A 25,983-nucleotide genomic window follows, 5' to 3' on the forward strand; every position below is an offset into this window, starting at 1 on the left:
GGCTGCTTCGCCGAACTGGCCGACGGCCGACGGCGAACCGGGGGGCACGGAACGATGAGGGGGCCGAAGTACACCGTGAGCGATATCTACGACCTCGTCGTCAGTTGCAGCCTGTACCTGAACGTCAACTCGGTGCTGATACTCGTCATCTCGGCGGTGTACCTCGGCGGCGGGTACTTCGCGGCAGGCGAGGGGTTCGTGACCGCCACCGCCGTGATGACGCTCATCTACGTCGTCGACAGGCTCGACGTGACCGAGGAGGACGAGATAAACAACCCGGGGCGAACAGCACTCGTCCGAAAGTACCACGCGGAACTCGTCGGGCTCGGAGTGGTGACGTTCCTCCTGTTCGAACTATCGCTGTTCGCGACAGTGTTCTCCCCGGACGTGACCGGCGTCGCGACGGTCGCGCTCGCGCACGTCCCCCTCGTCGTCCTCGCGCTCTACGACGAGATAAAGACGGTCCCGCTCCCCCTCGACTCGCTCGCGGTCGCGTTCACGTGGGGGTACATGCTCGTGTTCATCTTCGTGTTCATTTCGCCGCTGTCGGTCTCCGTAGCCGACGCCGCCGGACTGTTCAGTGGGTGGTTCCTCATCGTCTTCGCCGGTCTCGAAGCGCGGAACGCGAAGGACGTCGAGGGCGACCGGGAGGCGGGGAAGGTCACGCTCGCCTCGCGGTTCGGGTGTCGACGGACCAAGCAGGCCGAGGTGGCGCTCAAGTCCCTCGGCACGCTCGTCCTCGTGGTGCTCTCGGGGAGTCCCGTCGTCCTCGCGCTGCTGGCCTGCCACCTCGGGTCGCTCTGGTTCTTCGGAACGCTCGAGACGAACTTCCGAGGGGAACGGGACGGCTCGGGAACGGCGTCGACGTGACCGAAGACCCGACACGAACATAATTTCAACGCTCCTATATCAGTAGTAATATACGGTTCCGTCCGGTAGCCCGTTCCATGTCAGACGCGCAGTCCCCGCCGAAGCCCGAGGGCACGCCGTTCTTGGGGCACGCCCTGGAGTACGCACGGGACCCTATCGACGCGATAGAGACGTTCGGAAACAAGGGCGACATCGTCGAGGTGGACACGCCCATACAGTCGTTCTACCTCGTCACCGGCCCGGACATGATTCAGGAGATCCTCGTGAAGAAGCACGGGAGCTTCACCATCGGTCCCGCTCAACAGGAGAGCTTCGCTGGCATCACGGACAACGCCGTGAACATGTCCACGGGCGAGGACTGGCGGCGACGCCGGAAAGCGATGGGACCGGCGTTCACGGGGGACACCGTGGAGGCGTACCGACAGCGGATGATCGACGAAGCCGTCGAGTCGGTCCGCGCGTGGTCCGACGGCGAGACGTTCGACCTCCACAAGGAGATGCGCGTGTTCACGATGCGGATGCTCACCGATACGCTCCTCGGCATCGACATCCGCGGGGACGAGGACGTCGTCATCTCCGCGTCGGACGCACTCATCGACCGCGCGAACCTCCGGCGGATCGGTCGCTACCTCCCGGACTGGGTGCCGACGCCGACCGACCGCCGGTTCGAGCAGTCCGTCCGCACTCTCGACGAGTACGTCGAGGAGTGCATCCAGGAACGACGAGGGGAATCCGAGGGTGAAGACGTCTGCTCGCTCCTTCTGAAAGCAGCAGACAGGGGCGTGCTCTCGACGGTCGAGGTGCGACACAACCTCGTCGGACTCCTCCTCGCCGGAACCTCTTCCCCGGGCGGGTCGCTCATGCACGCCTGGCGGTTGCTCGACGAGCACCCGTCGGTCCTCGAGTCGCTCCGCGACGAGTACGACCGCGTCGTCGACGGGGACGCCCTCGAACCCGCAGACGTCGACGAACTGGAGCTCGCCCAGCACGTGCTCTCGGAGACGCTCCGGCTCTACCCGCCGACCGTCGGCGTCAACCGGATGGCGACCGAGTCGGTGACCGTCGGCGGCTACGAGTTCGACGAGGGAACGCAGTTCATCCTTCCGCAGTGGGTCCCCCATCGCGACGAGCGCTTCTGGACGGACCCGGAGTCGTTCGATCCGTCGCGATGGCAGGGCGACTTCGACAGACCGCAGTTCTCGTACTTCCCGTTCAGTGGCGGCCCGCGGTTCTGTCCGGGGAAGAAGGTGGCGCGTCAGGAGATGGTCATCGCACTCGCGGAGATGGTCGGTCGCGTCGACCTGGACGTGTCCGTCGACGGCGACATCGAGTTCACGCCGTCGATGACGCTTCGGCCCGCGACCGAACACGTGGCGACCGTCCAGCGGCGATGACCTCCATTCGAGGACGCGGCTGGGGACCCGCGAACCGAGCTCGCGAGGACGACTGGCCTGCGACGGGGGTGGTCGCGCGGTGAGTTCGCCGCGTGCGGACGCGTCGGAGTCCGAGACCGTGGGTGGTTGCGAGCGGTCACTGCGGCGGGACGTGGTCGCGAACTTCCGCCGGTGGAACGTGAAGACGATGCGGAGTCCGTTCGTCATCATCGTCTCGCTCGTCCAACCGATACTGACGCTCTTGATGTTCGGATTGGTCTTCGGCGGTGCCGCGTCGATCGTCCTCGCTGACACCGGGTTCGAGGGCGTGAACTACGTGACGTTCATCGTGCCGGCGGTCGTCATGCAGGTGTCGCTCGCGTCTGCGTTGACGTCCGGTATCGGACTGGTGACGGACATCGAGAGCGGGATGTTCGAGAAGGTACTCGCCAGTCCGATGCGGACGACGGCGGTGTTCGCGGGGAAGGGCATGTCCGAGTTCCTCCGTATCGTCGTGCAGGTGCTCGTCGTGCTCGCGCTCGCGGTTGCGGTCGGTGGAGAGGTCGCGACGGGTGCGTTCGGTGTCGTCGCCGTTCTCGTCATCTGTCTGCTGGTCGCGCTCTGGTTCATGATCGTCTCGAACGCGCTCGGGGTGGTGACGACCGACGAGGAGTCGATCAGTGCGGGGACGAACCTCCTCCAGTTCCCGTTGTTGTTCCTCTCCTCGGCGTTCCTCCCGCTGTCGGCGCTGCCGGGATGGATTCGCGCGTTCGCGACGGTGAATCCGGTGACGTACGCGGTGGACGCCCTTCGCGCGCTCGTCCTCGGTCGTCGCGTGCCGATGGTGGTCGAGGTGTCGTGGTTCGGTGGCATCCTCGATCCGGTCTTGGTCGCGGTTGTTGTCCTGGTCGGACTGAACGTCGCGTTCGGCGGGCTCCTCGTGGCGTACGTCGACCGGGTCGACGCGTCGACGTTCGTCTGAGCGCAGTCGCCCTCGGGGGGTGTCGAGCGCGTCAGATTGGACCGTAACCGTTGTATGATTACGGAGGAAAGAGGTGTGTAGAAAAGAAGATGGACGTGTTCAGGCTGGCCGATCTGGCGACGCAACCGCGGTTCCTGCTCCCGATGCTGTTCCCGGTGATGGCGTACCTCGGGTGGCGATGGGGGGGCGGCGGTCGCTTACGGAATCATCTCCTCGCGGTGCTGGGCATCGACGTGGCCGGCTTCCTGCTGGCGATGGCGCTCGAAGCGCAACCGATCGACGGGGACCTGGTGAACGTTCTCCAGGGCGTGGCGTTGCTCGCGGTCGCCGTACTCATGTACGCGGTCTGGCGCTGGTTCGACTGGTCGTCGCTCGTTCAGGGATGGGCGCTCGTTGCCGCGGTGAGTGTGCTCGTGTGGCTCCCGGCACGGACGGTTTTCACGCTCTCCGGTGGCGTCATCATCCCCACCGCAACGTTACTGTATCTCGCGACGCAGCGTCGGGTGCTCGCGGTTCTCCTGCCGATACCGGCGTTCAGGGTCGTGGTCGCCGTGACCCGGGAGGGATTCGGCGCGGTGGACGTCCTGGTTGCGCTGTCGCTGGCGGCTGGGGCGGTCGCGTTCGTGTTGCTCGGCTGGGACTCGGATGCGGACAGTCCGTTCGCGGTCTCGCTCGAGAACTGACGCCGGACTACTTCCGAGCTGCGGGACGCCAACTAGGTATTTTTCGAAGGGTCTTAACGGGAAGAATACGTGTTTGTCGACGATGTTGAAGCTTGGGGACGTGAATCCGGAACAGGAACGGGGACGGGAACGCTCGACGCGACCGACCGAGAGCGAGGTCACCGGGCGACCATGAGCGGGACTGCGGCGACAGCTGGCGACGACGGCCCTGCACCACGGGACGGGAACTCGTTCGTCGGCGACGCGTGGGCGAACTGCAAGCGATGGCATCGGAAGGCGCTCCGGAACCCGTTCGTCATCGTCGTCGTCCTCGTGCAACCCATCGTGGCTCTCCTCTTGTTCACGGAGGTGTTCCGCGCGGTCGGTGCTGCAGCACTCGCGGAGACGGGGCTCGAATCCGTCGAGTACGTCACGTTCCTGCTGCCGGCGGTCGTCGTGCAGGCGGCGCTGGCGGCGGCTATCTCGTCTGGGGTCGGGACGTTCGACGACATCCGGTCGGGGATGTTCGAGAAGGTGCTCGTGTCGCCGATGAGTACCGGGGCGGTGTTCGCCGGGAAGGCCGCGGCGGAACTCGCTCGGATCGTCGTCCAGGTGCTCGTCGTCGTCGCGCTCGGCGTCGCTATCGGCGCGCGGATCGAGACGGGGTTGCTGGGCGTCGTCGGCATCGTCCTCGTCGCCGTGCTATTCGCGCTCTGGTTCATGGCGGTCTCGAACGCCATCGCGCTCGTCGTGGAGACCGAGGAAGTCATCATCGCGGTCGCGAACCTCCTCCAGTTCCCGTTACTGTTCCTCTCCTCCGGGTTGCTGCCACTCGGAGCGTTCCCGGATTGGGTTCGAGCGGTCGCCGCCGTGAATCCGGTGTCGTACGCGGTCGACGCGGTTCGCGCGCTCGTTCTGGGCGGGGACGCAGTGACGGTCGTCTCTGTGTCCGGCCTCGGGCCGATTCTGGGCGCGTTCGTTCCCGCGGTGTGTCTCCTTGCGGCGCTGACGTTCGTCTGTGGTGCGTTCACCGCGTCACTGATGGCTCGTTTCGGCGACGACGCTGGCGCGTAACGACCGAGTGCGAGGATTGTGCGTGCCCCGGGTTCTTCGTTGGGAGTTAGCGTGAGGCGTGCGCTGTCGTTTCGGGCGTGGGTTCGACCGCTTCAGTGTCGTCCTTGACGTCGGTCGTGTCCATCGGAGAGCGAACGGGGACGGTCGTCTGGAAGACGTGCGTGGCAGCTCCACGATGGGCAGCGGCGTGGATCTCAAACGGATCCCATAGACGGCTGTCTTGTTCGAGCGGCCGTCCGGGACCGTCAGTGATTTCGACGGCGACGCCGTCCTCGTCGGCGCTGGCTCTCCGCGTGCCCGCGAAGGTGTCGAGCATGACGTCGTCTGCGTCGACCTGGTCGAGCGCCCACGTAGCAGCGTGGACCGTCTCGTTCGTGGTTGGGTTGGTCGCGCCCCCGTCCTTGCGGACGGCGGTGACAACGGTCCTGGGCGGCGAGTATTGGGGTTCCAGCGCGCAGAAGAGCGCGACTGCGGCACCGTTCGTTGCTGCGTCTGGATGGGTGACGCCGCTGTCGCGATGACAGTGATATCTGGTGAACGCGTGCCGGTCGGGGACGTACTGTGTGGCGTCGACGACGAGTGTGTCGTGCTTGTTGCAGCGGTATTTGTCCACTGTGACCGTTCTCATCGATGGCCTCCGTCGTCGGTAGCGAGGAAGAAGGCTGTCCGCGTTCGGGGTGGCGTCGGCTCGGGGCGACCGACACGAAAACCAGTCGTCCAAGACATTGATTCAAATACAATTAGCACGAAACAAAAGCGTTCGGTTCCTGTCATGCCTCCTGGCCGGGTGAATGCTTCCTCGTCGTGCTGGGCGAGCTTTGGGGGGATGGACCCCGGAGCGAAGGAATTTTATAATTGGGTCACACCGGCTGTGGTGTAAAGCATACTTTACGACAAACGAGCTTTCCACTACCGCCATGTTCGAACGCGAACTCGACCACGACCCGCTCGTCGCCCGGAAGCGCAACAGGCGCGTCATCTGGGGGCTCGTCGCCCTCGGGTGCGTCGCGTACCTCGCCGGCCTCGCGCTCGACTACCCGCTCGTCAGCGTGGGCCTCTACTGGTTGTGCTACCTCGGGTTCATCGCGTACGGGTCACTCACCGACGCGGACTCGTACGACGAACGAGACCACGAGATCATGGCGAAGGGCGCTGGCACGACGCTCACCGTCGCCGCGTTCGCACTCATCGCCGGTGCACCGGGGATGGCTGCACTCCAGGCCGCGGACGTCGCGGCCGCTCCCGAGGCGTTCTGGGGGGCGATGTCCGCGCTCGCCGGCGTCTTCGGCGTCTACATAATCGCCGTGCAGTACCACCAACGACTGATATGACGAACTCACTCACTTCCATGCTCGGAGACGACGACTCGGACCCGCTCGCGAACCGCCGCCGCGACAGACGCCTGTTCGCCGCTCTCGTCGCCGCCGCGATGACCTCGTTCCTCACGCTCGACCTCCTCGGACATCACGTGGTCGCCGTCGCGACGTACTGGACGCTCTCCGTCGTCGCGTTCGCCGTTCTCTACCGGAGCGACGTCGTCGTTGACGAGCGCGACGTGGCCCTCGAACAACTCGCGAGCCACCACACGATACTCGCCGTCGTCGCTGCACTCGTCGTCCTCGGCCCCGGCCTCAGCGCGCTCGCGGATGCCGGCATCTACGACGCACCGCCGCTCGTCGACGGCGCCCTCCTCGGCTGGGTGGCCGTCCTGGCAGCCTGGGGGCTCGCGTACGGGGTGACGCGACTCCGCCGATGAAGAACCACGTCCGCGAGCACCGGACCGACGCCGACATGAGTCAGGCCGACCTGGCCGCCGCCGTCGACGTCAGCCGGCAGACCATCAACAGCATCGAACGCGATCGCTACGACCCGTCGCTCGAACTCGCACTGAAGCTCGCCGCGTACTTCGACTGCCTCGTCGAAGACCTCTTCGAGCTCGAGGCGGACGCCGAGACCGCCTGATCACCGACCCGCCCGAGAAACGAACGCAAACGGACCGCCAGAGAAACCATCGCTCGCTCGACAGCGAGTCGTCGAATAACGGAGACGCTCACCAGCCACGCGACCGCCTCGCTCGACACGCCACGACACGGATTCACCCACCGATGACCGACGCACACACCACCACGTCCGGAGTTGCATCGCCCACCAATTCGACCGGTCCGTCCCCGCCCTCAGCACCCTCCTCTGGGTGGTCGGCAAGTTCCCCATCCGCCGCGGCCTCATCGCGCCGCTCGTCGCGTACGTCTTCGTGACTATCCACACCCGCACCCCTCTTTCTCCCCGCACCCCTCTTTCTCCCCGCACCCCTCTTTCTCCCCGCACCCCTCTTTCTCCCCGCACCCTCCCCGCACCGCCCCATGACGCCCTCGCGCCGCGCCGCCCGTTGCGTCCCGGGCGTCGCGAGCCCGTGGTCGAGGGCTCGGCCGCGGTGCGGTGCGCACTAGCCCTGGGGGGTGCCCAAACGATTTGTGCGATGGGTTGGTGGTGGGTGGTATGAGTGCGCGGACGCGGGTGACGAGCGTGGAGGCGGTGCACGAGTCGGGGTCGTACCTGTTCGCGGTTCGGGATTCGTACGGTGACGATGGTGAGGTGGTGGTGGTGCCGTGCGAGGATGGGGTGGCGGCGTTCCGGAACTTCTGCGTGCACGAGCCCGATCAGCGGCTGGCGCGGGAGGGTGTTGGGGCGGTGGTGCGGGATGGGGAGATGATCTGTCCGCGGCATGGGTCGACGTTCGATACGTGTTCGGGGGACTGTGATAGCGGGAAGGCGGAGGGGATGACGCTCGCGGACGTGGACGTGGTGGTGGAGGACGGGCAGGTGTACTTGGTGGACGAGGAGTTGACGTATCTCTACGAGGGGCCGGTGCAGGGTGACGACGACGATGACGACATGCCGTCGTCGACGTCGCACATCAACCTGTAGGGGGGTATTGAGGCGTTAATCGGGCGCTGTCGCTCGGGTATCTACTCAGTGTAACTGGTCAGTGTGACTCGTATTCGCGGTGTGGGTGCCGGTCTGGTCGCCCGTCCTCGATGTATCTCGTGGCGTGCTAACAGCTACCGGGCGGTGTATATACGAGTGGTGCTAACCCGAGGTTAGTTCGGCGGCGACGACGAGGTGCGTGGTCGTCGGCGACCCCTACCACATGGACGAGGAAACCACGTACGCGGCGCTGTATCGGGAGACGATTCCGTCGGTTGTGTCGGTGTACCTGACCGCCGACGCCGACGACCCCCGGTCGAGCGGTGGTGCCGGGTCCGGGTTCGTGTTCGACGAACGCGGGTTCGTCGTGACGAACGCGCACGTCGTCCGGGACGCTGACGCAGTCGACGTGCGATTCAGTGGCGGCGAGTGGCGGACGGCGACCGTCGACGGCGTGGACCCGTACACGGACCTGGCGGTCCTGTACGTCGACGACCTGCCCGTGGAGGCGGTGCCGCTCCCGGTCGCTCGCGAGAACCCAGTGCCGGGGACGGCGGTCGCGGCGTTCGGGAACCCGATGGGGTTGGATGGGACGATGACGCGCGGTATCGTCTCCGGGACGAGTCGGTCGTCGCCGTCGGGGAACGGGTTCGCTATCCCGGACAGCATCCAGACCGACGCGGCGATCAATCCGGGGAACAGCGGCGGGCCGCTCGTCGACCTCGACGGGCGCGTCGTCGGTGTGAATCGCGCGAGGAGCGGGGACAACATCGGGTTCGCGATCAGTGCCCCTATTCTGCGTCGGGTCGCGCCGTCGCTCGTCGAGTACGGCGAGGTCGGGCACTCGTACGCGCGCATCCGGACGCTCGACGTGTCGCCGACGGTCGCGGCGGGGAACGACCTCGACGAACCGGGTGGGGTGCTCGTCGTCGACGTCGGTGACGGGCCGGCGGCGGGCGTCCTCGTGCCTGCGAGTGGAACGCGGACGGTCCGGGGGCGCGAGGTTCCGGTCGGTGGGGACGTGGTCGTCGGTATCGACGGGCGGCCGGTGAACTCCCACGAGGAGCTCACGCGGTACCTCGTGACGGAGACCGAGCCCGGGCAGGTCGTCTCGGTCGAGGTGCTCCGGGACGGTGAGCGCGTCACCGAGCGGTTCGCGCTCGACGAACGGCCAGCGCCTGGTGAGCGGTCGCGGTGGCGTGGGCGCCGCCGGAGGGGCGCGAGCGGGTGAGGTGGTCGCGGTGGTGTCGACGACGACAGACCGCCGCGAGGGCCTGGCGCGGTAGCGAGTAGCTCGAGCGGGTTCGGTCAGTGTCGGGTCTGCATGCGGCCGTGTTCGCGGACGGTGGCAGCGAGTTCGCGGTAGAGGTGCGCGCAGGAGTCCTCGGGGGTTCGGTGTGGGGCGACGGTGCCGAGGGTGTCGAAGTCGCCGACGAGGACGAGGCGTTTCCGGGCGCGTGTGAGGGCGACGTTGAGACGGCGTGGCCCGACGGTCGGCGTCTCGAGGAAGCCACTGTTCCCGGTGTCGTTGCTGCGGACGAACGAGACGACGATGGCCTCGCGTTCGCCGCCCTGGAAGGAGTCGACGGTGTCGACGGTGACGAGGCGGCCGCCGGGGACGTCGCCGTTCGCGAGTCGCGAGCGGATGCGGTCGGCCTGCGCGGCGTACATCGAGATGACGCCGACGTCGGCCGGGTCGAGTGCGCCGTCGACGAGCGCCGTGACCTCGTCGGCGACCGCGTCGACCTCGGTCGGGTTGTAGTAGGAGTCGCCGCCGTCCTCCTGGCGCTCGGGGCCGTGGACGTCGACGGCCACGAGCGGCTCGCGGTCGTCGACGCGCCAGTCGGCGTTCCTCGCGGCGGTCTCGAGCCGGCCGTCGTAGAACGCGTCGTTCGGGAACGCGGCGATGGCGTCGTGCATCCGGTACTGGCGGCCGAGGAGGACGGCGACGTCGTCGCCGTACGCGTCGAGGACGTCCTCGAACCACGACCGTCGGAGGTCGGGGTCAGTACCGGCGTCGGTTTCGTCGGCGTCGGCGTCGACGGCGGCGTACGGCGGGAGTTGTCGGTGGTCGCCGGCGAGCACGACGCGCTCGGTGGCGTCGAGGACGATGGCGGTCGCGGCGCGACTGGCTTGGGTCGCTTCGTCGACGACGCCGACGTCGAACGCGTCCGCGTCGAAGCGCGCGGCGCCGTTCGTGGTGGCGGCGACGACGTCGGCGGTGGCGACGGACGCGCTCGCGTACTCGCGGTTCACGACGTCGTTCGTGGACTGCCGGCCGACGCGCGCGACGTCGACGTCGATGTCGCCCTGTGCGCCTGTCGCGAACGCGTGGAGCGTCCCGGCTTCGGGCGAGTCGAGCGTGCTGTCGCCGACGAGGAGGTTGTCGACGGCCTGGTTCGAGTGCGCGGTGACGAGCACGCGTTCGCCGCGGCTCGCGGCGTGCAGGACGAACGCGGTGAGCGTCCGGGTCTTCCCCGTTCCGGGTGGGCCGTGAACGAGCGCGACGTCCTGGGCGTCCGCGGCCCACTTGAGTGCGCGTTCCTGGTACTCGTTCAGGTCGAGTGGCGTGCTCGGCGTCGACATGGTGTCGCCGTCGAAGCGGATCGGGCGTGTCGTCGCGAACAGCGCGCGTTTCGCGTCGCGTTCGGCGACGGCGTCGAGCGCGTCCGTCCGGCGTTCGAACGGGACGGGGTTCAGGAGCGGGGCGAGGTAGAAGTCGCGGTCGCGGTCCGTGAGGAGGTCCTCGAATCGCTCCAGTGGAACGTCCCCGGCGCGTGCGGGTTTGACGCGGACGACCGGGTCGTCGACGCGGGTCGTGCGCACGGCGAGTGGCAGGTCGGGGTCGTGGTCGTCGCTGTCGACGAGCAGGACGCTGTCGCGATGCAGCGTCGGTCCCGTTCGCCCGTCGTGCGCGCCGGTCGTGGTTCCCTCGGGGCGTTGGAGGACGAACTCGCCGATGTGGTCCTCGCGGTTCGCGCGCCCGAGCGACACGAACGGCCCGGCTGCGACGCCTTCGTTCGCGAGCGCGCGCAGGGTCGCGTTCCGGTGCCGGGCGCGATTCGCGCGTCTGGCTGCGGCGCGCTCGGCGGTCACGGTCGCCCGGAGGTCGTCGAAGAACGCGTCCACGTCGTCGGGCGACCGCGACGCGTCGGGGTCGACGACCGTCGGCGGCACCGCGCCCGCATCCTCGTCGGCGTCGTCGCTATCGCTGGCCTCGCTCGACGTGGGTTCCACGTCGCCCTGCTCGTCGGGATGCCACAACCGCAAGCGGTCACAGACCGTCGTTCGCGCGGCGTCGGCGACGTCGACGAACCGGACCGTGCCGTCGATACCGAACCCGGTGTCGTACCACCCGAACTGCTCGGATTCGGGCCGCCAGAGCACGTACTCGTCGGTGACGCGCGGGCCGTCGGCGTCGTGGAGCGGGACCGCGTATCCCTTCGCGTCCGGCGGGGATTCCCGAACCGTCTCCGCGGCGCGGTCCAGCGCCGTCGCGAGCGCGCTCGCCCCCATCGTTCCCCCGAATCGCTCCGGGTCGCCAGGGTCGTCGTCGGCGCGGTACAGCGACGCGCCCGCGACGCTCCACGCGTCGTCGAGGTCGTCGACCCGGTCGTCGCTCGGGCCGTGGTCTCCTTCCGTCATGGCGAGTCGTCTCGTCCGTGCGGAATCGACCGTTCGGTATAGGCGCTCCGTTCGCGGCCGGCGACTCGCCCGGCGCGTGCGAAGATCCTCGCTCGCGGTGCGTGCGAAGAACCCACTCGCGGTGCGTGCGACGACCTCACTCGGTGCGGGCGCCGTGGATGGAGAAGCGCGCGCCGCCTGCGTCGCTCTCGTCGACGCTGACGGTCCAGCCGTGCTCGCTGGCGACGTCGGTGACGATGGCGAGCCCCAGTCCGGTTCCGGTCTCTGAGGTCGTGTGGCCGGTGTCGAAGACGCGCTCGCGGTCGGCTTCGGGGATGCCGGGGCCGTCGTCGGCGACGTAGAATCCGTCGTCGAGCGCGCCGACCGTGATCGTCACGTCGCCGCTGGCCGCGGTGTCCTCGACGGCGCTCCGAGCGTCCGAGTCCCCCGTCGCGTCGCGGTCGGTGGTCGTTGCTTCGTGCTCGACGGCGTCATCGGCCCCCGGCCGATTGCTCGTGGAACCATGTTCCACGGCGTTCCCGGACTCCGTCCGGGAGCAGGGAGAGCCGTGCTCGACCGCGTTCCGGAGGAGGTTCTCGAGGAGTTGACTGAGTCGTCGTTCGTCGGCCCAGAGCGTCGTGTTCTCGCCGAAGTGCACGGTCGCGTCGCCGAGGTCGAGCGTTCGGAGGGAGCGGTGGACGGTCTCGTGGAGGTCGACCGGTGCCGTGTCGAGGTGGTCTTCGCCGTGGCGCGCGACCGCGAGGACGTCCTCGATGATGGCGTCCATCCTGTCGAGCGCGTCGGATGCTCTGTCCAGATGCGGGTCGTCGCAGTCCATCGCGACGAGGTCGATGGCGCCGACGGCGACCGCGAGCGGGTTCCGGAGGTCGTGGCTCACGACGCTCGCGAACCGCTCGAGGCGTTCGTTCGTCGCTTCGAGCTCGCGCTGTCGCTGGTGCCGTTCGGTCACGTCCCGGTTCACGGCGAGGATGCCTTCGACGTCGGGGTCCTCGAGGAGGTTCACGGCGCGGTTCTCCATCCACCGCCAGTCGCCGTCCTGGTTACGGTAGCGGTACTCGGTCGTCACCGCTTCGGTCGGGTTCGCGAGGAGGTACTCGAAGTCCGCGAGGACGTCCTGGCGGTCGTCCGGGTGGATGTACTGGAGGACGCTCTCGCCCTCGAGGTCTCGCCGTTCGTACCCGAGGACGTCCGCGGACGGATGACTCTGGAACGTTATCTCGCCGGCTGCGTCGGTGACGTAGAACGCGTCCGGGCTGTTCTCGAGGAGTGCCTCCTGGCGGTGCAGGCGGCGTTCGCGAACGCGGCGCTCGGTGACGTCGCGCGCGAACCCCTGGACGATGTGGACGTCGTCGCCGCGGTACACGGGGCTGGCGCTGACCTCGGTGTCGATACGGACGCCGTCTTCGCGTCGCAGGACGACGGGGAGGTCGTGGACGACGTCGCCGTCGAGGACGCGCTGGAACCCCGAGACGGCCGTCTCGAGGCTGTCCGCGTCGACGAGCATTTGGAATTGCTCGTCGACGAGGTCGTCCGGCGCGTACCCGAGCAGGCTCTCGACGGCGGGTGAGACGTACCGGATGGTGCCGTCCGCTTCGATGCGGAATATCGCGTCGGGACTCAGTTCGCTTATCTCGCGGAACCGACGTTCGCTCTCGCGACGACTCGACGGGTCGAGCGAGACGCGGTCGGTTCGGATGCTCGTGGTCTGCGTTCGTTCGACGGCTTCGCGGACGCGCCGTGCGAGTTCCCTGGCGGTGCGGCGACCTGGCGGGGACGGGACGTAGTCGGTGACGCCCCGGCGGACGGCCTCGCTCGCGACCGCTTCGCTGCCCTCGTCGGTCGCGAGCACGAACGGAAGGACGGGATGGTGGTCGCGGACGGCGGCGAGGAACTCCGGGCCGGTGGCGTCGGGGAGTGGGTGGTCGGCGAGCACGCAGTCGTACACGTCCGCGTCGAGTCGCGCGAGCGCCTCCTCGGCGGTCGCCGCGACGTCGACCTTGAGGAAGTCCGATTCGCGTTCCAGGGCGGCGCGCAGTCGCGCTGCGCTCTCGCTTGCTGCCGGCACGAGCAGCACGCGGACGGGTAGTGTCATGGAAGACGTACGACGCCGTTCGTCAAAAGCAGTGGGCCTGTATTGCCGGAATCGGCCGCGAGGGCGACAGGTTACGTCGTTCTGCTGGCCGGCGTCGGTAGCGTGCCTCCGGTAACTCGTTCTGCTGGCCGGCGTCGGTAGCGTGCCTCCGGTGACTCGTTCACTCGCCGGCGTCTTCGTGGTCGGTGCCGGAGTCCATGCCGGACTGCATGAACTGCGCGAGGATGCCGCCGATGCGGGAGTCGGCGGTCCACATCGCTTCCTCGCCGAGCGGGTCGTCGTCGGTCTCGACCGCGAGCAGGACGGTGCTGTCGTCGACCATGAGCGCGCGTCCGGCGAAGTCCGCGGGGTTGTCCTCGGACATGACGACGACCTGCACGGGATCGTCGGCGAACCGGTCGTTCACCGACCGGTCTGCGGTGAGGACCGTGACGCGTCGGCCGCGGGCGGCGGCGTCCCGGAGCGACGCGGTGACGCGCTCACTCAGGGAATCGCCTTCGGGGGCGACGAGGACGACGAACGCGTCGGCGTCCTCGACGAGGGAGACGATGCGGTCGTCGATGGGTTGGCGACCGCGGAGCGTGGAGACGTCCTGGCCCTTCGAGTGGTCGCTGCCGGTCGCCTGGATGGCTTCGAGGTTCTCGAACGCGCGCGAGCGCTCCCGGTCGAGGCGCTCGGTGAGGAGGTCGCGTGCGGTCGCCAGGTCGACCGGCCGGTACTCCTTCGGGCTGGATTCGACGACCTCGACGAGTCCGCGTTCGGCGAGTTCGTCCGCGGCGCCGTACACCTGCGAGCGCGGGACGTCGGAGCGGTCGCTGACGGCCTGTGCGGTCCCGGCGCCGAGTTCCTGGAGGGCGACGAACACGCGCGCCTCGTAGTTCGGCAGGCCGAGTCGTTTCAGTGCGGCGACGGCGTCCTGTGCGCTCATGGTGAGTGGCGGAGTCTGTGTCGGGTGGCGTCGCGAATCGCGTTCGGTCGCGTATCGCGTTCGGTCGCGACGATGCGACCGCGTGCTCGGTCGTCGAACGCGGTCGCGTCCGGTGGTATCGGGTCTACGGGGAGGGGTCGTATCAGTCCCCCGGTCCCGAATCCAGTGTTTGTTGTAGGATTCTACAATACTTATTTGCTCCGGCGTCGTAGGGACGCCCAGATGACACTCCCGGCACGCTACGCGGCCTTCGTCACCACCTACAGCAAGACGGTGGTCGCGCTCATGCTCGTCGCGACGCTCCTCGTCGGCGCGGGCGCCGCGAACCTCGACGGTGGCCTCTCCATCACGAGCTTCGAGAGCGACTCCGCGGCCGCACAGAAACTCGACTACGCCGAGGCGAACTTCACGACCGACGGCGAGAACAGCACCGTCGTCCAGGTCGTCGTCCGCGGCGACGACGTCCTCACGAAGGAATCGCTCCTCTCGACGCTCCGATTCCAGCGCGCGATACGCGACGACTCCGACGTGAACGCGACGCTCCGCGCCGACCAGCCGGTCGTCGGCCTGTCGAACGTCGTCGCGACCGCCGCCATCAGGGCGGAGGCCGCCCGGAACGGGAGCGGCGGCGGACCCCCCGGGGGTTCTGACGGGTCGTCAGGTGGTGCCGCTGGCCCGCCGAGTCAGCCGACGCTCGACGAGCAGATCGCGCAACTCGAGTCGATGTCGCCCGCAGAGGTCGAGTCCGTCGTCGCGGACGTCCTCGACCCGGAGCGCGAGGACCGCGGGCCCGTCGACCCGTACACGCTCCTCGCGACCGACTACGAGGCCGGGTCGACGTCCGCGAGCGGCCGCATCATGTTCGTCTTCCAGGACACGAGCGGGGCCGCGTCCGACGACCTCCCCGCGGCCGTGACCGACGGGCAACTCGCTATCCAGGAATACGCCGAGGACGTCATCGAACCCGAGGCGTTCGCGTTCGGGCTCGGTATCGTCGACGAGGAGGCCGGGACCGCGACCGGCGAGAGCTTCGCGTTCATCTCGCCCGTCGCGCTCCTCCTCATCGTCGCCCTCCTCGGGGTCGCGTACCGGGACGTCCTCGACGTCGCGCTCGGCCTGCTCGGCGTCGTCCTCGTCCTCGTCTGGATGGGCGGCGCGATGGGGTGGCTCGGCATCGGCGTCACGCAACTCATCATCGCCGTCCCGTTCCTCCTCATCGGGTTGAGTATCGACTACGCGCTCCACGTCGTCATGCGGTACCGCGAGGCGAAACTCGACGACTCCGACCGCGACGTCCGGCAGGCGATGACGCGCGGGCTCACCGGCGTCGTCGTCGCGATCGGCGCGGCGACGTTCTCGACCGCGGTCGGGTTCGGGTCGAACCTCGTCAGTCCTATCGTCTCCATCCAGCAGTTCGGGACCGTCGCCGCGGTCGGTATCGTCTCCGCGTTCCTCGTGTTCGGCGTCCTCCTCCCACCGCTGAAGGTCGAACTCGAGGAGGTCGCGGAGCGTATCGGGTTCGCTCGCAAGAAGCGCCCGTTCGGCCGCGGTGGCGTCGCCGGCCGCGCGCTCTCGACGGGCGCGACGGTCGCACGGCGGGCGCCCGTGGTCGTCGTCGCGCTCGCGCTCGTCCTCAGCGCCGGTGGCGGCGTCGCCGCGACCGACATCGACACGAGCATCGACCAGGTGGACTTCCTCCCGCGGGACACTCCCGACTGGATGAGTTCGCTCCCCGAGCCGTTCGCGCCGAGCGACTACTCGCTCCGGTCGAACGCGGTCTACATCAACGAGCAGTTCGTGCAGTCACGCGACCAATCCAGGGCGATATTCCTCGTCGAGGGCGACGTCACCGCGCCCGACACGCTCGAACGGCTCGCCGCCGCCGAAGGCGACCTCGAGGGCACCGAGACCGCGGTCACGCTCGCCGACGGCAGCCTCCGCGTCGACGGCCCGCTCGAGGTCGTCCAACGGACGGCCGCCGCGAACGAGACGGTCGCGGACGTCGTCGCCCGCAACGACGCGGACGGCGACGGCGTCCCGGACGGGAACCTCACTGCGGTGTACGACGCGGTCTACCGCGCGAACCCAGACGCCGCGGAAGCCGCGTTCTACCGCGAGGGCGGCGAGTACCGCGCGCTCCGCGTGAGCGTCGCGCTCGTCGGCGGCGCCGACACCGGCACCGTCACCGCGGAGATGCGCGACGTCGCCACCGCGATGGAGTCCGGGAGCGACCTCACCGTCACCGCCACCGGGACGCCCATCGTCCAAGAGCTCGTCCAGCGCGGGCTCCTGGAGACGCTCGTCACCGGGTTCGCGATAACGTTCGGCGTCATCATCGTCTTCCTGACGGGGGTCTTCTGGCGGCGGTACGACACGCTCTCGCTCGGCGCGGTCGTCATGACGCCGGTCGTGTTCGCGCTCGCGTGGCTGTTCGGGACGATGTACCTCGCAGGCATCTCGTTCAACACCGAGACCGCCATCATCGCGAGCATCGCCATCGGTATCGGCGTCGACTACGCCATCCACATCGGCGAACGCTTCGTCGAGGAACTCGGCGAGCAAGGCGACGCCGTTCCGGCGCTCGAACGCACCCTCCAGGGGACCGGCGGGGCGCTGCTCGCGAGCGCCGTCTCCACCGCGGGCGGGTTCGGCGTCCTCATGCTCGCGCTCGTCCCGAGCCTCCAGCGGTTCGGGTTCGTCACCGCGACCGCCATCATCTACGCGTTCCTCGCGAGCGTCTTCGTCCTCCCGAGCCTCCTCGTGCTCTGGACGCGCTACGCCGACGTGGACATCGAACCAGCCGCTCGCCCCGCGCCGGGCGACGACTGACCGACATCGCCACTCGCAAGGCGACGACTGACCCACGTCGCCACTCGCCCACGGACGTCCGTCGACCGGTCGACCCTCACGCGGCGGAAGCGGGATCGCGTGGCGGAAGCGGGATCGCGTGGCGGAAGCGGGATTGGACGGAGGAAGCGAGAGTAGGGGAGTGTGCCGACCTGCGAGCGAGGGGCGCGAGTCTCGGGCCGGTCGAACGACTGGTGGGACGAAGAACCTGCTAGCGTGGCGCGAGGCCGACTGGTCGTCGGCGGCCGCGTCCGGGGACTGACGCCATCACGTCACCGTGTCAGTTACTGACCGAGACCGAGCCGCCGGCCGCGACGTACACGGTGTACCCGAGGTACTCGAAGGACATCTCGAGGCTCGGTTCGTCCGCGTTGGTCTCGTTGGACGAGACCAGCGCGTTCAGGAGGTCGCCGTCGAGGACGTCGAACAACGGCGGGTCGAGGTCCACTGGCTCCACGCCCTCCGCGTCGGCGATGGCCTGTACGATGCGCTGCGTCGGTTCCGCCCACGTTCTCGTCTCCACATTCATCGAACCAGATACGTGAGGGGTTAGCATAAACATTCGCGAACTTCTATGCGGGATCCCCGTGCACGAAACGCGTTCACCGCCAGAATACGTCGACGCGGGCCGGAGTGCGTCGATTCAGGGCGTTCCGACGTCGTCCGGCAGACCGGGAGCATCGACTCGTTTCGAGCGGGCGAGCGTCTCGTCGCCGACGCGGAGACCGAGCGCTCGCAGCCCCTGGGCGGTCTCGGTGAGTGCGTCGGTCGACCGCGCCACGGTCTCGACGTGAACGTTGTCCGCTCCACGCACGAGTTCGAGGACGTTCACGACGCCCGGAACGTCGAGCGCCGTGGACCTGGAGGGCCTACAGGATACGGCGGTCGGTCTCGTCGAGGGCGCCCGCTGTCATGCGAGGACTACGTCCGCTGTGCGACGAGCGTGTGACGGTTATGCACGGTGGGCTCCTGCGGCCGTCAGACGTGGTCGACGAGTGCGCCGACGACCTTCTCCTCGGCGAGCCGGAGGTGTTCCTCGAACGTGCGGCGGTCGACGCCCATCGCGGCGGCGAGTTCGGTGGTGGTCGTGCGACGCGGCACGTCGTAGTAGCCGTCGGCCCACGCGGCGCGGATGGCTTCCGTCTGGCGGTCGGAGAGGTCGGGTGCGGCCGACGCGATGCTCGCACCTGCTTGCGGGACGGCGTCGACCTCGCGTTTCTCGCGTACCGTCACGTCGAACGACGCGCGGACGTCCTCGTAGAACGCCGCGAGGTTCCCGGCGTCGAGCGTGAGGACGCGCACGAGTTTCCCGCCGTCCTCGTACCGGAGTGGCGGGAGGAGCAGGCAGTCGTGGCGCTCGAGGTAGCCCTCGACGTTCCCTTCGGTGTGCGGGCGCAGGCAGTCCTCCGTGACGACGACCGCTTCGGTGCCGCGTTCGACGACGTCCGCGACGCCGACCGCGGCGTCGACCGCCTCGCGCACCGCGTCGGTCGCGTCACCGCGGACGTGCAGGAGGTCGCAGTGCTCGTTGCACCAGAGTTCGACGCGTGCAGCGCCGTCCGCGGTCGCGTCCGCGTAGGGGACGTCACCGCGGATGTGGAACGTCGCCTCGTACATCTCGTCGACGATGACGCCCCGGCCGTACTTTAACCCCACTCCGTGTGGAGGTGAACGCGGCGGGTACCTACTATCGACTGGACATATCGGAATCCGTAATCGAGTGACGGCGGGTAGGCTCGCACGATGCCGAACTCGAATCTCTGGATGGCCGTGGCACTGCTGGGATTGACGTCCATCGGCTTCGGCGTGGTCCTGGCGTTGAACGTCATCTCGGGCGGTGTCGGCGTCGGATTCGTCGCCGTCGGTCTCGCGCTCCTCCTCGTCTCGCAGGGCGCGCTCTCGGTGTACGTCGTCGTCGCGAACGACCCGAAGACGCGGGGCGGTGCGCTGGACGGCCAGTAGCCGTCCCGTCTGCGGTTCGCTCGTCCACAGCGACGTCTGCGTGGACCTGTTCGCCGCGAGCGTTTATGTCGACCGCCGCCGACGTTCGTGGTATGACAACACCACTCAAGACGGCGCGGCGCGAGGTCGCGCTGGACGCCGGCAACCCCGGCCGCCTGCCGACCACGCGCGACAGTCCGAACCCCGGACAGAACACCGCTGTCGTCGACATCGACGCCAACGACGACTGAAGAACGCAAGGACGATGCCAGCCACGAACGACGGCGCGTACGCCGAACGTGCTCGCGGCGACGACTGCGTGCTGATAGCCGACGAGACGGGCGTCATCCGCTGGGCGTCGCCGACCGTCGAACGCGTCCTCGGGCGACCGCGGAGCGACCTCTCGACGGAGACCACCGTCGCGGACCTCCTCGGTGCCACGTTCGTCGACCGCCTCGACCCCGGTGACCCGGACGACGACGCACCGACGCGGCGAGAGACGACCGTCTCTGGCCCCGACGGTCGCGACATCCCCGTTACTGTCACCGTAGAGGACGTCGACCCGTCGAGTTCGCTGGTGGCGTACCACTGCCGTCGTGCAGGCCCCGAATCTCCGGACGTGGCGACGGTCCTGTCGCGCGTCACCGACGGCGTCGTCGAACTCGACGCCGACTGGCGGTACACGTTCGTGAACGACAAAGCCGCGGCACTCGTCGACGAACCACGCGAGTCCCTCCTCGGTCGCTCCATCTGGGACGTCTTCGAGGTGGTCGCGGGCACGCGGATGCAGGCCGCGTTCGAGCGAGCGATGACGCGACAGGAACCGGTGACGATGGAGTGGTACGCCGACACCCTCGACACGTGGTTCGAGATCCGCGCGTTCCCGTCACCGACCGGGCTCTCGATATACTTCACGGACGTCGCCGAGCGCATCGAGCGCGTGCGCGCGCTCCGACACGAACGCGACGTCTTCGACGAACTCCTCGAACTGGCGCCGATGGGTATCGCCGTGCACGACGCCGACGGACGGTTCGTTCGCGTCAACCAGCGCGGCGCCGAGATACTCGGTCTCCCGCCCGAGGCCCTCGTCGGATCGACGCTCACCGACCGCGCGTGGAACGCGCTCGACGCCGACGGCGACCCGCTGCCCGTCGAGTCGTTCCCGCTGAATCACGTGCTCGAGACGGGTGACGCGGTACGGAACGTCGAACTCTCCCTCGGTCATCCCGACGAGTCACGTCTCTGGTTGGTCGTCGGCGCCGCGCCCGTCTTCGACGACGACGGTGACGTCTCCAGGGTCGTCGTGACGTTCGAGGACGTCACCGACCGCAAGCGCGCGGAGACGAAGCTCAGAGAACGCGAGCGCCTGTTCAGCGGCGTGTTCGAGGGCACGCTCGACGCGCTCGTTCTCGCCGACGACGACGGAAACTACGTCGCCGTCAACGAAGCGGCGTGCGACCTCTACGGGCTCCCCGAATCGGAACTCCTCGGACGACACCCGCGCGACTTCGCGCCGCCCGAGATGGACGTCGACGCGGTCTGGGAGACGTTCCTCGAGGACGGGTCGATGCGCGGCGAGTTCACGCTCGTCAGACCGGACGGCGACGTCCGCATCACGGACTTCGCGGCGACGGCGAACGTCCGCCCCGGCCAGCACCTCTCCGCGCTCAGGGACATCACCGAACGGCGGGAAGCGACGGCGCGACTGGAAGCCCAGCGCGACGAGCTCGACAGACTGAACCGCGTGAACGAGATCATCCGGGACGTCAACCGAGCGATCATCGCTGCGACGGACCGCGACGCGGTCGAGGAGGCGGTCTGTCGGACGCTCGGCGCGACGGACACGTACCCGCTCGCGGTCTCCGCTCGCGTGACGTTCGGCGACGAGATCCAGTTCGAGCACGCCGCCGGTGCGACGCCAGCGGAGATGAACGCCCTCCAGGCGTCGACAGCCGGCACGCTCAAGGACGCGATCGTGGAGGCCGTGGAGACGGTGACGCCGACCGTCGTCGACGTCGAGCGCGACGACCGACTCTCGCAGGCCTTCGACGAGTACGCTGCGACCGAAGCCGTCCGTGCTATCGCGAACGTCCCGCTGTCGTACGAGGGCGTCGTTCACGGCGTCCTCACGATCGGCGCGGCCGACGAGGACGCGTTCGCGTCGGAGGAACTGGCCGTCCTCGCGGAACTCGGGCAACTGCTCGGCACCGCGATCGACTCGATACGCACGAAGCACCTGCTTCACGCGACCGTCCTCGAGGAACTGGAGCTCGACGTCTCCGGCGACCCGGCGCCGTTACCGACGCTGAACGAACGCGTCGGTGGGACGTGGACGCTGGAGGGCGTGGTTCCGGTCGAGGACCACGAGTACTTGCTCTACCTCACCGCCGTCGATACCGACGACGACGCGCTCGAGCGCGCCGCCGCCGACCTCGACGTCGTCGAATCCGTTCGTGTCGTGGGCGCGGACGGTGACCGGTTCGCGTTCGAACTCCGGGTCAGCGAGGCGTCACCGGTCAGCGCGCTCCTGGACGCCGGCGGCTGGATCCGCGGTGGGACGATCGAGGGCGGCCGCGCCCGGTTCGTGGTGGACGTGACCGCGGGGTCCGACGTCCGAGCGTACCTGGACCGCGTCGAACACCGCGGCGTCGACGCGAACCTCGTCGCGAAGCGAGAGGTGGAGCGAACCGTCCCGGGCGCGCTGTTCGACACGATGACCGAATCGGAACTCACGGACCGCCAGCGGAGCGTCCTCGAGGCAGCGTACCTCTCGGGGTACTTCGAGTGGCCGCGTCGACGCACGACCGGCGAGGAACTGGCGGTCGCACTAGATATCTCGTCGTCGACGCTCCACCAGCACCTGCGGATCGCCATGGCGAAGGTGCTCTCGCAGTACCTCGGGCTCGACTCGGTCGAATCGTCGACGGACGACCCGACCTGACGTGGCGGTGACAAACCGGCTTGTTCCGGTAGGACGCTCTTGAGCGTGAGGCGTGTTCACGCTAGTGATGACAGTGGAGTACGGGGTTCGACGGGCGCCGGAACGTGTCGCGTGGTCGGTGCTGGCGAGACCGCTCACACGGTCTGTGCTCGCGATCCTCACGACAGCGAACGAACCGCTCGACCGCTCGACGCTCGCCGAGACCATCGCGGAGCGAGCAGCGGCCGGGAGGGCCCCGGACAGCCCGCGCGACGACAGGGACGTCGAGGTGTACCTCCATCACTCCGTCCTCCCGAAACTCGACGCTAACGCCCTCCTCGAGTACGACCCAGTGAACGGCATCGTCGTGTGCGAGGACCTACCAATCACGGGCGACGAGTGGCTCGAACCGACGGTCCTCGACGACTTCGCCGACTTCGAGACCCGGTCCTGAGTACGCCGCCGTCGTCGCGACTCGCGTCGAGCGCGAACGACGCGACTCGAGAGAACAGACCGCACGAGCCTTCTTCAGAAACTACAACCGGCCAAGCAGAGTTCGACGACGCCGGAGCTCCCGTCGGTGAAGTAGAACGTCACCCTGAGGTCCGCGCCCTTCATTTCCGCGTTCTTCCCGCTACTATCTCTGAAACGGTCGAACTCGAAGGACTTCGTCTGGCCGGCGTTCAGCGGAACGGACTGGTCGAAGTCGACCCGCGTATCGCTGCTCGGGTCACTGCTATCGACGGGTATCTCGTTGGAGACGACCGACCCTCCCGGTGCGATGAGGATGCCGCCCCCGTCGACCTGGGTGGCGTTCGGGTTCGTGGTCTCGTTCACGCCCACGCCGACGAGACTCACGTCGACGTTGCCCGTGTTCTCGAGTTCGAACTCGTACTTCCCGCTGTTCCCGGCGGCCTTGGCGCTCCCCGCTATCTCCTGGACGACGTTCGACTGCGGGACGTCGATGACGCGCTGGAGCTCGATGCGCCCCGTCGTGGTGCCGTTCGCGGAGCGTACCGCCGTGATGTCCGCGGTCACCTCGTCAGCGCCCTTGACAGCCAACTCGGTCGACGACCCGCTCCCCAGCGTGAACGTGACCGGGTCGGTGACGTAGGTACCGTCGTCGCCGAGGTCCCACTCGATACCGGTCTCGACGGCGTCCAGCGTGACGTCCATCGTCGCCGAGGACCGGTTCGTGAACGTCGGCGTGACGCTCGTATCAGTCAACCCCTCCATGCCGAGGACGGCGTTCGGGTCGTCGGTGACCGCCGCGTTCGCCCCGCGACCGAGGACTGCGGACGTGTACGCTTCGGGTTTGAGGACGTTCAGGCCGATTCCGATGCCGGCGACGCCGGTGGCGACCGCTGCGAGCAGGTTCCGGCGGCCCGTGCCCCCGTTGCGGCGAGGGTGTCGTCGTGGCATCCGTGACTCACCTCGTCGTCAGTCGCTCGGTCGTTCCCGGTTCTCGGCGGCTTCGAAGTTCTCGAAGTTCGGGAACTCGGTCTCCTCTAAGTCCTCCTTGCGGAGCCCGAACAGTTCCGTGCTTCCGGCGTCCTCGCCGACGTCCGGCGTGAACTTGTACATCACGTCGTTCTCGACGACGATGTACTCCTCGACGGGACGGTGGAAGAGCACGCGGCGGTTCGTGTCGATGGCGAGGTTCACGAGGTCGTTCAGGTTCGTGACCTCGACCGTGTTCACGTCGCCCTGGGGCGTGTACGACTCGACTTCGGTCACCCAGTCCCGGAACCGCTGCCACTGTATCTCGCGAGCGACCTCGTCGGCGTCGATGAACCGACCGCTCACGACGGTCGCGACCCCGAACACGACCGAGGACAACAGGGCGATGATGGCGAGCCAGTTCACGAACGGCGACACGCCACCGCTCGCGTCCGGATTCGCCCCGGTGCGGTGGGTCGCGCGGTCGCTCCCGGTCGGGAGCGCGTACAGCTGGCCGACCGGCTCGATGCCGCCGCCGGTCTGGATGGTGCGCGTGACCGTCCGCCCGGTCGGCGTCTCGTAGGAGTACGTCGCCGTCGCCGCGATGGACACCGACACGGACACGCCGTCGCCGAACTCCGCTTCCAGGTCGTCACGCATCTCGAAGACGTCCTCGATGGGGATGTCGGCGGTGACGTTCGCCGAACTCCGGGGTCGGTCGACCGCGGCGACGACGACGTCCTTCTCGTAGAACCCGCTCCCGTCTCCCGCGGCTCGCGTCGCGGTGTACGTGAGCGTGACGTTGAGGGCATCGAGCGACCCGCGGTCGACGGTCGCGGTCGCGTTCACGGTCGGGTCGCTCGCGTTCCGGCGCGGGTACAGCGACGCGTCCCGGAGCGTCTCGCCCTTCTCGTACGCGTCGGTGTCGTTGCGGACGGTGACGGTCGCGTGCTGTTCGACGCTCGCCGCGTGGAACGACGTCGCCTCGTCGTCGTCGGCGAGCGGGCTGAGTGCGCTCGCCTCCGTCACGAACCCCGTCGTGAGCATCGTCGTGGTGAAGAGCGCGACGACGACGCACGCGACGACGATCGCTTTCGTGTTCGTGGCGAGCGCGTGCTTGAACCGGAGCCACGAGTACGATTCCATCATCGTGGGTCACCGTTCCGTGTCGGGGTCCGCGTCGACCGCGACGGGAACTCGCGACCGAACGTCGCGGACGTGGAGGGGCTTGGATGAGTCATGTCAGTCGAGGTGGGGCGTGTCGGTTCGCTTGCGGCGCCGGCGTCGCTGGATGGCTTTCCGACTCGCTCGAAGCGGGAGTCGCGGGTCGATGAACAGGAGTGCGGCGACGAGGACGGTCCCGCCGATGGGGAGCGCGGCAGCGAACCCGGCGACGAACGGATGCACGTCGACGAGCGTGGCGAGCACCGGCTTGGGGAGCGTCGCCGGGAACGAGTAGACGGTGATGGTGCCCCGCTGCACCTGCGGGTCGTCGACGGGGTCGTTCACCACGGTTACCTCGCGCGTTCCGCCGCTTGCAGCGCTGACGGAGCGGATTCGGAGGTCGCCGTCGACCTCGGCGGTCGTCTCTAGCCCCCAGATGACGGGCGAGGACACCTCGATGGTGCGCTCGCCGACCTCGCCGGGCGCGACGATACCGGGGTTCTCGCCGGTCGCGGTGGTCGTCGTCAGTATCTCCGCGTCGACGCTCGCCGGCGCCGCCACCGTCGCCGCCGGGACGACGACGAGGATGGCGACGGCGAGCACGACGACGTGCACGCGGACGGGGACGGCCGCGACGGTCTCGCGGACCGCCTGCCCGCCCGTCGTCGTGTACAGGAGCGACGCGCCCAGGAGCGCCCAGACGCCGAACGCGAACACCGGATTCGTCAAGACGAGCCCGGCGTAGGGTATCACGAGCGGCTGGCCGAATATCGTCGGGACGGTCCCATAGACCTGGTCGGGCGACACCGGCGGGTCGCCCGCCGCCTGGTCGCTCGCGGCGTTCGCGTCGCCCTGCGTGACGAACGCCTCGCCGTCCGCGGTCCGATCGACGAGCCGATGCAGGACCGCGCGGTCCCGCGTCGGCGTCTCGAACAGCGCGATCTCGCCGACCGTCGGCTCCGTGTCGAGCACGACGACGAGCGAGTGCGTCTCCGCCGTCGGCACCATGCTCCCCGACTCCGGCGTCGCGACCACGACCGGCGCGATACCCGGCGCTATCGCGCCGAGCGTGAGCAGCATCCCCAACGCCATCACGGCGAGTACCGCACCTCGGTTCATG

26 protein-coding genes are annotated in these 25,983 nt (G+C 68.4%); 15 read left to right on the forward strand and 11 right to left on the reverse strand.

Annotated elements, in window-relative coordinates:
• Positions 1-75: 75 nt before the first annotated feature.
• The 5 genes from ACZ48X_RS01640 (at position 76) to ACZ48X_RS01660 (ending at position 4,961) form a co-directional block, all read left to right on the forward strand.
• Positions 76-870, forward strand: a complete 795-nt coding sequence (locus tag ACZ48X_RS01640; protein WP_464379792.1) for a UbiA prenyltransferase family protein — start codon at positions 76-78, stop codon at positions 868-870.
• A gap of 77 nt (positions 871-947) precedes the next feature.
• Positions 948-2,264: a cytochrome P450 gene (locus ACZ48X_RS01645; protein ID WP_336351317.1), complete on the forward strand. Its 1,317-nt coding sequence runs from the start codon at positions 948-950 to the stop codon at positions 2,262-2,264.
• 79 nt (positions 2,265-2,343) lie between these two features.
• Entirely contained in the window at positions 2,344-3,225 is an 882-nt protein-coding gene (locus ACZ48X_RS01650) for an ABC transporter permease (protein WP_336351316.1), read from the forward strand.
• Between the two features lie 89 nt (positions 3,226-3,314).
• Entirely contained in the window at positions 3,315-3,908 is a 594-nt protein-coding gene (locus ACZ48X_RS01655; RefSeq protein WP_336351315.1) for a hypothetical protein, read from the forward strand.
• 171 nt (positions 3,909-4,079) lie between these two features.
• Positions 4,080-4,961: an ABC transporter permease gene (locus ACZ48X_RS01660; protein WP_336351314.1), complete on the forward strand. Its 882-nt coding sequence runs from the start codon at positions 4,080-4,082 to the stop codon at positions 4,959-4,961.
• A gap of 46 nt (positions 4,962-5,007) precedes the next feature.
• Here ACZ48X_RS01660 and ACZ48X_RS01665 read toward each other — a convergent pair whose 3' ends face one another.
• On the reverse strand, positions 5,008-5,589 hold the full coding sequence (locus ACZ48X_RS01665) for a hypothetical protein (protein WP_464379793.1): 582 nt from the start codon (positions 5,587-5,589) through the stop codon (positions 5,008-5,010).
• A gap of 289 nt (positions 5,590-5,878) precedes the next feature.
• On the opposite strand from ACZ48X_RS01665, the gene ACZ48X_RS01670 reads away from it, so the two are divergent.
• Genes ACZ48X_RS01670 through ACZ48X_RS01680 form a run of 3 tightly spaced genes read left to right on the forward strand, consistent with a single transcriptional unit; the run spans position 5,879 to position 6,923 of the window.
• Positions 5,879-6,292 (forward strand): DUF2178 domain-containing protein, encoded by a 414-nt coding sequence (locus ACZ48X_RS01670; protein ID WP_336351312.1) that lies wholly within the window; start codon positions 5,879-5,881, stop codon positions 6,290-6,292.
• A 17-nt stretch (positions 6,293-6,309) separates the two neighbouring features.
• Positions 6,310-6,717 carry a hypothetical protein gene (locus ACZ48X_RS01675; RefSeq protein WP_336351311.1) on the forward strand — a complete coding sequence of 136 codons (408 nt, stop codon included), beginning with the start codon at positions 6,310-6,312 and terminating at the stop codon, positions 6,715-6,717.
• Positions 6,714-6,923, forward strand: coding sequence for a helix-turn-helix transcriptional regulator (locus tag ACZ48X_RS01680; RefSeq protein WP_336351310.1), 210 nt, complete (start codon positions 6,714-6,716; stop codon positions 6,921-6,923). The genes ACZ48X_RS01675 and ACZ48X_RS01680 overlap by 4 nt, the downstream gene beginning before the upstream one ends.
• A gap of 133 nt (positions 6,924-7,056) precedes the next feature.
• On the opposite strand, the gene ACZ48X_RS01685 is transcribed toward ACZ48X_RS01680, so the two are convergent.
• Complete coding sequence (locus ACZ48X_RS01685; protein ID WP_336351309.1) at positions 7,057-7,323, reverse strand: hypothetical protein; 267 nt, start codon at positions 7,321-7,323, stop codon at positions 7,057-7,059.
• A gap of 134 nt (positions 7,324-7,457) precedes the next feature.
• Here ACZ48X_RS01685 and ACZ48X_RS01690 point away from each other — a divergent pair, with 134 nt between their 5' ends.
• Positions 7,458-7,886 (forward strand): Rieske (2Fe-2S) protein, encoded by a 429-nt coding sequence (locus tag ACZ48X_RS01690; RefSeq protein WP_336351308.1) that lies wholly within the window; start codon positions 7,458-7,460, stop codon positions 7,884-7,886.
• Between the two features lie 223 nt (positions 7,887-8,109).
• On the forward strand, positions 8,110-9,117 hold the full coding sequence (locus tag ACZ48X_RS01695; RefSeq protein ID WP_379762713.1) for a S1C family serine protease: 1,008 nt from the start codon (positions 8,110-8,112) through the stop codon (positions 9,115-9,117).
• A 77-nt stretch (positions 9,118-9,194) separates the two neighbouring features.
• On the opposite strand, the gene ACZ48X_RS01700 is transcribed toward ACZ48X_RS01695, so the two are convergent.
• The 3 genes from ACZ48X_RS01700 to ACZ48X_RS01710 all read right to left on the reverse strand — a co-directional run bounded on the left by ACZ48X_RS01700 (position 9,195) and on the right by ACZ48X_RS01710 (position 14,551).
• Entirely contained in the window at positions 9,195-11,531 is a 2,337-nt protein-coding gene (locus ACZ48X_RS01700; protein ID WP_336351306.1) for an AAA domain-containing protein, read from the reverse strand.
• A 136-nt stretch (positions 11,532-11,667) separates the two neighbouring features.
• Complete coding sequence (locus tag ACZ48X_RS01705; protein WP_336351305.1) at positions 11,668-13,623, reverse strand: PAS domain S-box protein; 1,956 nt, start codon at positions 13,621-13,623, stop codon at positions 11,668-11,670.
• A gap of 160 nt (positions 13,624-13,783) precedes the next feature.
• The gene (locus tag ACZ48X_RS01710) at positions 13,784-14,551 is read right to left on the reverse strand and encodes a TrmB family transcriptional regulator (RefSeq protein ID WP_336351304.1); all 768 of its coding nucleotides are present in this window, start codon (positions 14,549-14,551) and stop codon (positions 13,784-13,786) included.
• A 222-nt stretch (positions 14,552-14,773) separates the two neighbouring features.
• Here ACZ48X_RS01710 and ACZ48X_RS01715 point away from each other — a divergent pair, with 222 nt between their 5' ends.
• Positions 14,774-17,380 carry an efflux RND transporter permease subunit gene (locus ACZ48X_RS01715; RefSeq protein WP_336351303.1) on the forward strand — a complete coding sequence of 869 codons (2,607 nt, stop codon included), beginning with the start codon at positions 14,774-14,776 and terminating at the stop codon, positions 17,378-17,380.
• A gap of 298 nt (positions 17,381-17,678) precedes the next feature.
• Here the strand turns inward: ACZ48X_RS01715 and ACZ48X_RS01720 are convergent, their stop codons facing one another.
• The 3 genes from ACZ48X_RS01720 to ACZ48X_RS01730 all read right to left on the reverse strand — a co-directional run bounded on the left by ACZ48X_RS01720 (position 17,679) and on the right by ACZ48X_RS01730 (position 19,054).
• A complete protein-coding gene (locus ACZ48X_RS01720) occupies positions 17,679-17,927 on the reverse strand; it encodes a HalOD1 output domain-containing protein (RefSeq protein WP_336351302.1) in 249 nt (82 codons plus the stop codon).
• Positions 17,928-18,041: 114 nt separating this feature from the next.
• Positions 18,042-18,230 carry a hypothetical protein gene (locus tag ACZ48X_RS01725; protein WP_336351301.1) on the reverse strand — a complete coding sequence of 63 codons (189 nt, stop codon included), beginning with the start codon at positions 18,228-18,230 and terminating at the stop codon, positions 18,042-18,044.
• A 146-nt stretch (positions 18,231-18,376) separates the two neighbouring features.
• The gene (locus tag ACZ48X_RS01730; RefSeq protein ID WP_336351300.1) at positions 18,377-19,054 is read right to left on the reverse strand and encodes a helix-turn-helix domain-containing protein; all 678 of its coding nucleotides are present in this window, start codon (positions 19,052-19,054) and stop codon (positions 18,377-18,379) included.
• Between the two features lie 87 nt (positions 19,055-19,141).
• Here ACZ48X_RS01730 and ACZ48X_RS01735 point away from each other — a divergent pair, with 87 nt between their 5' ends.
• The 4 genes from ACZ48X_RS01735 to ACZ48X_RS01750 all read left to right on the forward strand — a co-directional run bounded on the left by ACZ48X_RS01735 (position 19,142) and on the right by ACZ48X_RS01750 (position 22,713).
• Positions 19,142-19,360: a hypothetical protein gene (locus tag ACZ48X_RS01735; RefSeq protein WP_336351299.1), complete on the forward strand. Its 219-nt coding sequence runs from the start codon at positions 19,142-19,144 to the stop codon at positions 19,358-19,360.
• Positions 19,361-19,452: 92 nt separating this feature from the next.
• The gene (locus ACZ48X_RS01740) at positions 19,453-19,590 is read left to right on the forward strand and encodes a hypothetical protein (protein ID WP_336351298.1); all 138 of its coding nucleotides are present in this window, start codon (positions 19,453-19,455) and stop codon (positions 19,588-19,590) included.
• 14 nt (positions 19,591-19,604) lie between these two features.
• On the forward strand, positions 19,605-22,280 hold the full coding sequence (locus ACZ48X_RS01745) for a PAS domain-containing protein (protein ID WP_336351297.1): 2,676 nt from the start codon (positions 19,605-19,607) through the stop codon (positions 22,278-22,280).
• Positions 22,281-22,425: 145 nt separating this feature from the next.
• Positions 22,426-22,713, forward strand: coding sequence for a DUF7344 domain-containing protein (locus tag ACZ48X_RS01750; protein WP_336351296.1), 288 nt, complete (start codon positions 22,426-22,428; stop codon positions 22,711-22,713).
• Between the two features lie 74 nt (positions 22,714-22,787).
• Here ACZ48X_RS01750 and ACZ48X_RS01755 read toward each other — a convergent pair whose 3' ends face one another.
• From ACZ48X_RS01755 to ACZ48X_RS01765, 3 genes are all read right to left on the reverse strand, one after another.
• The gene (locus ACZ48X_RS01755) at positions 22,788-23,681 is read right to left on the reverse strand and encodes a hypothetical protein (protein WP_336351295.1); all 894 of its coding nucleotides are present in this window, start codon (positions 23,679-23,681) and stop codon (positions 22,788-22,790) included.
• An 18-nt stretch (positions 23,682-23,699) separates the two neighbouring features.
• Positions 23,700-24,848 carry a DUF5305 family protein gene (locus ACZ48X_RS01760; protein WP_336351294.1) on the reverse strand — a complete coding sequence of 383 codons (1,149 nt, stop codon included), beginning with the start codon at positions 24,846-24,848 and terminating at the stop codon, positions 23,700-23,702.
• Between the two features lie 93 nt (positions 24,849-24,941).
• Complete coding sequence (locus tag ACZ48X_RS01765) at positions 24,942-25,982, reverse strand: S24/S26 family peptidase (RefSeq protein ID WP_336351293.1); 1,041 nt, start codon at positions 25,980-25,982, stop codon at positions 24,942-24,944.
• Position 25,983 lies beyond the last annotated feature (1 nt).

This window comes from Halorubellus litoreus (genome assembly GCF_055378595.1).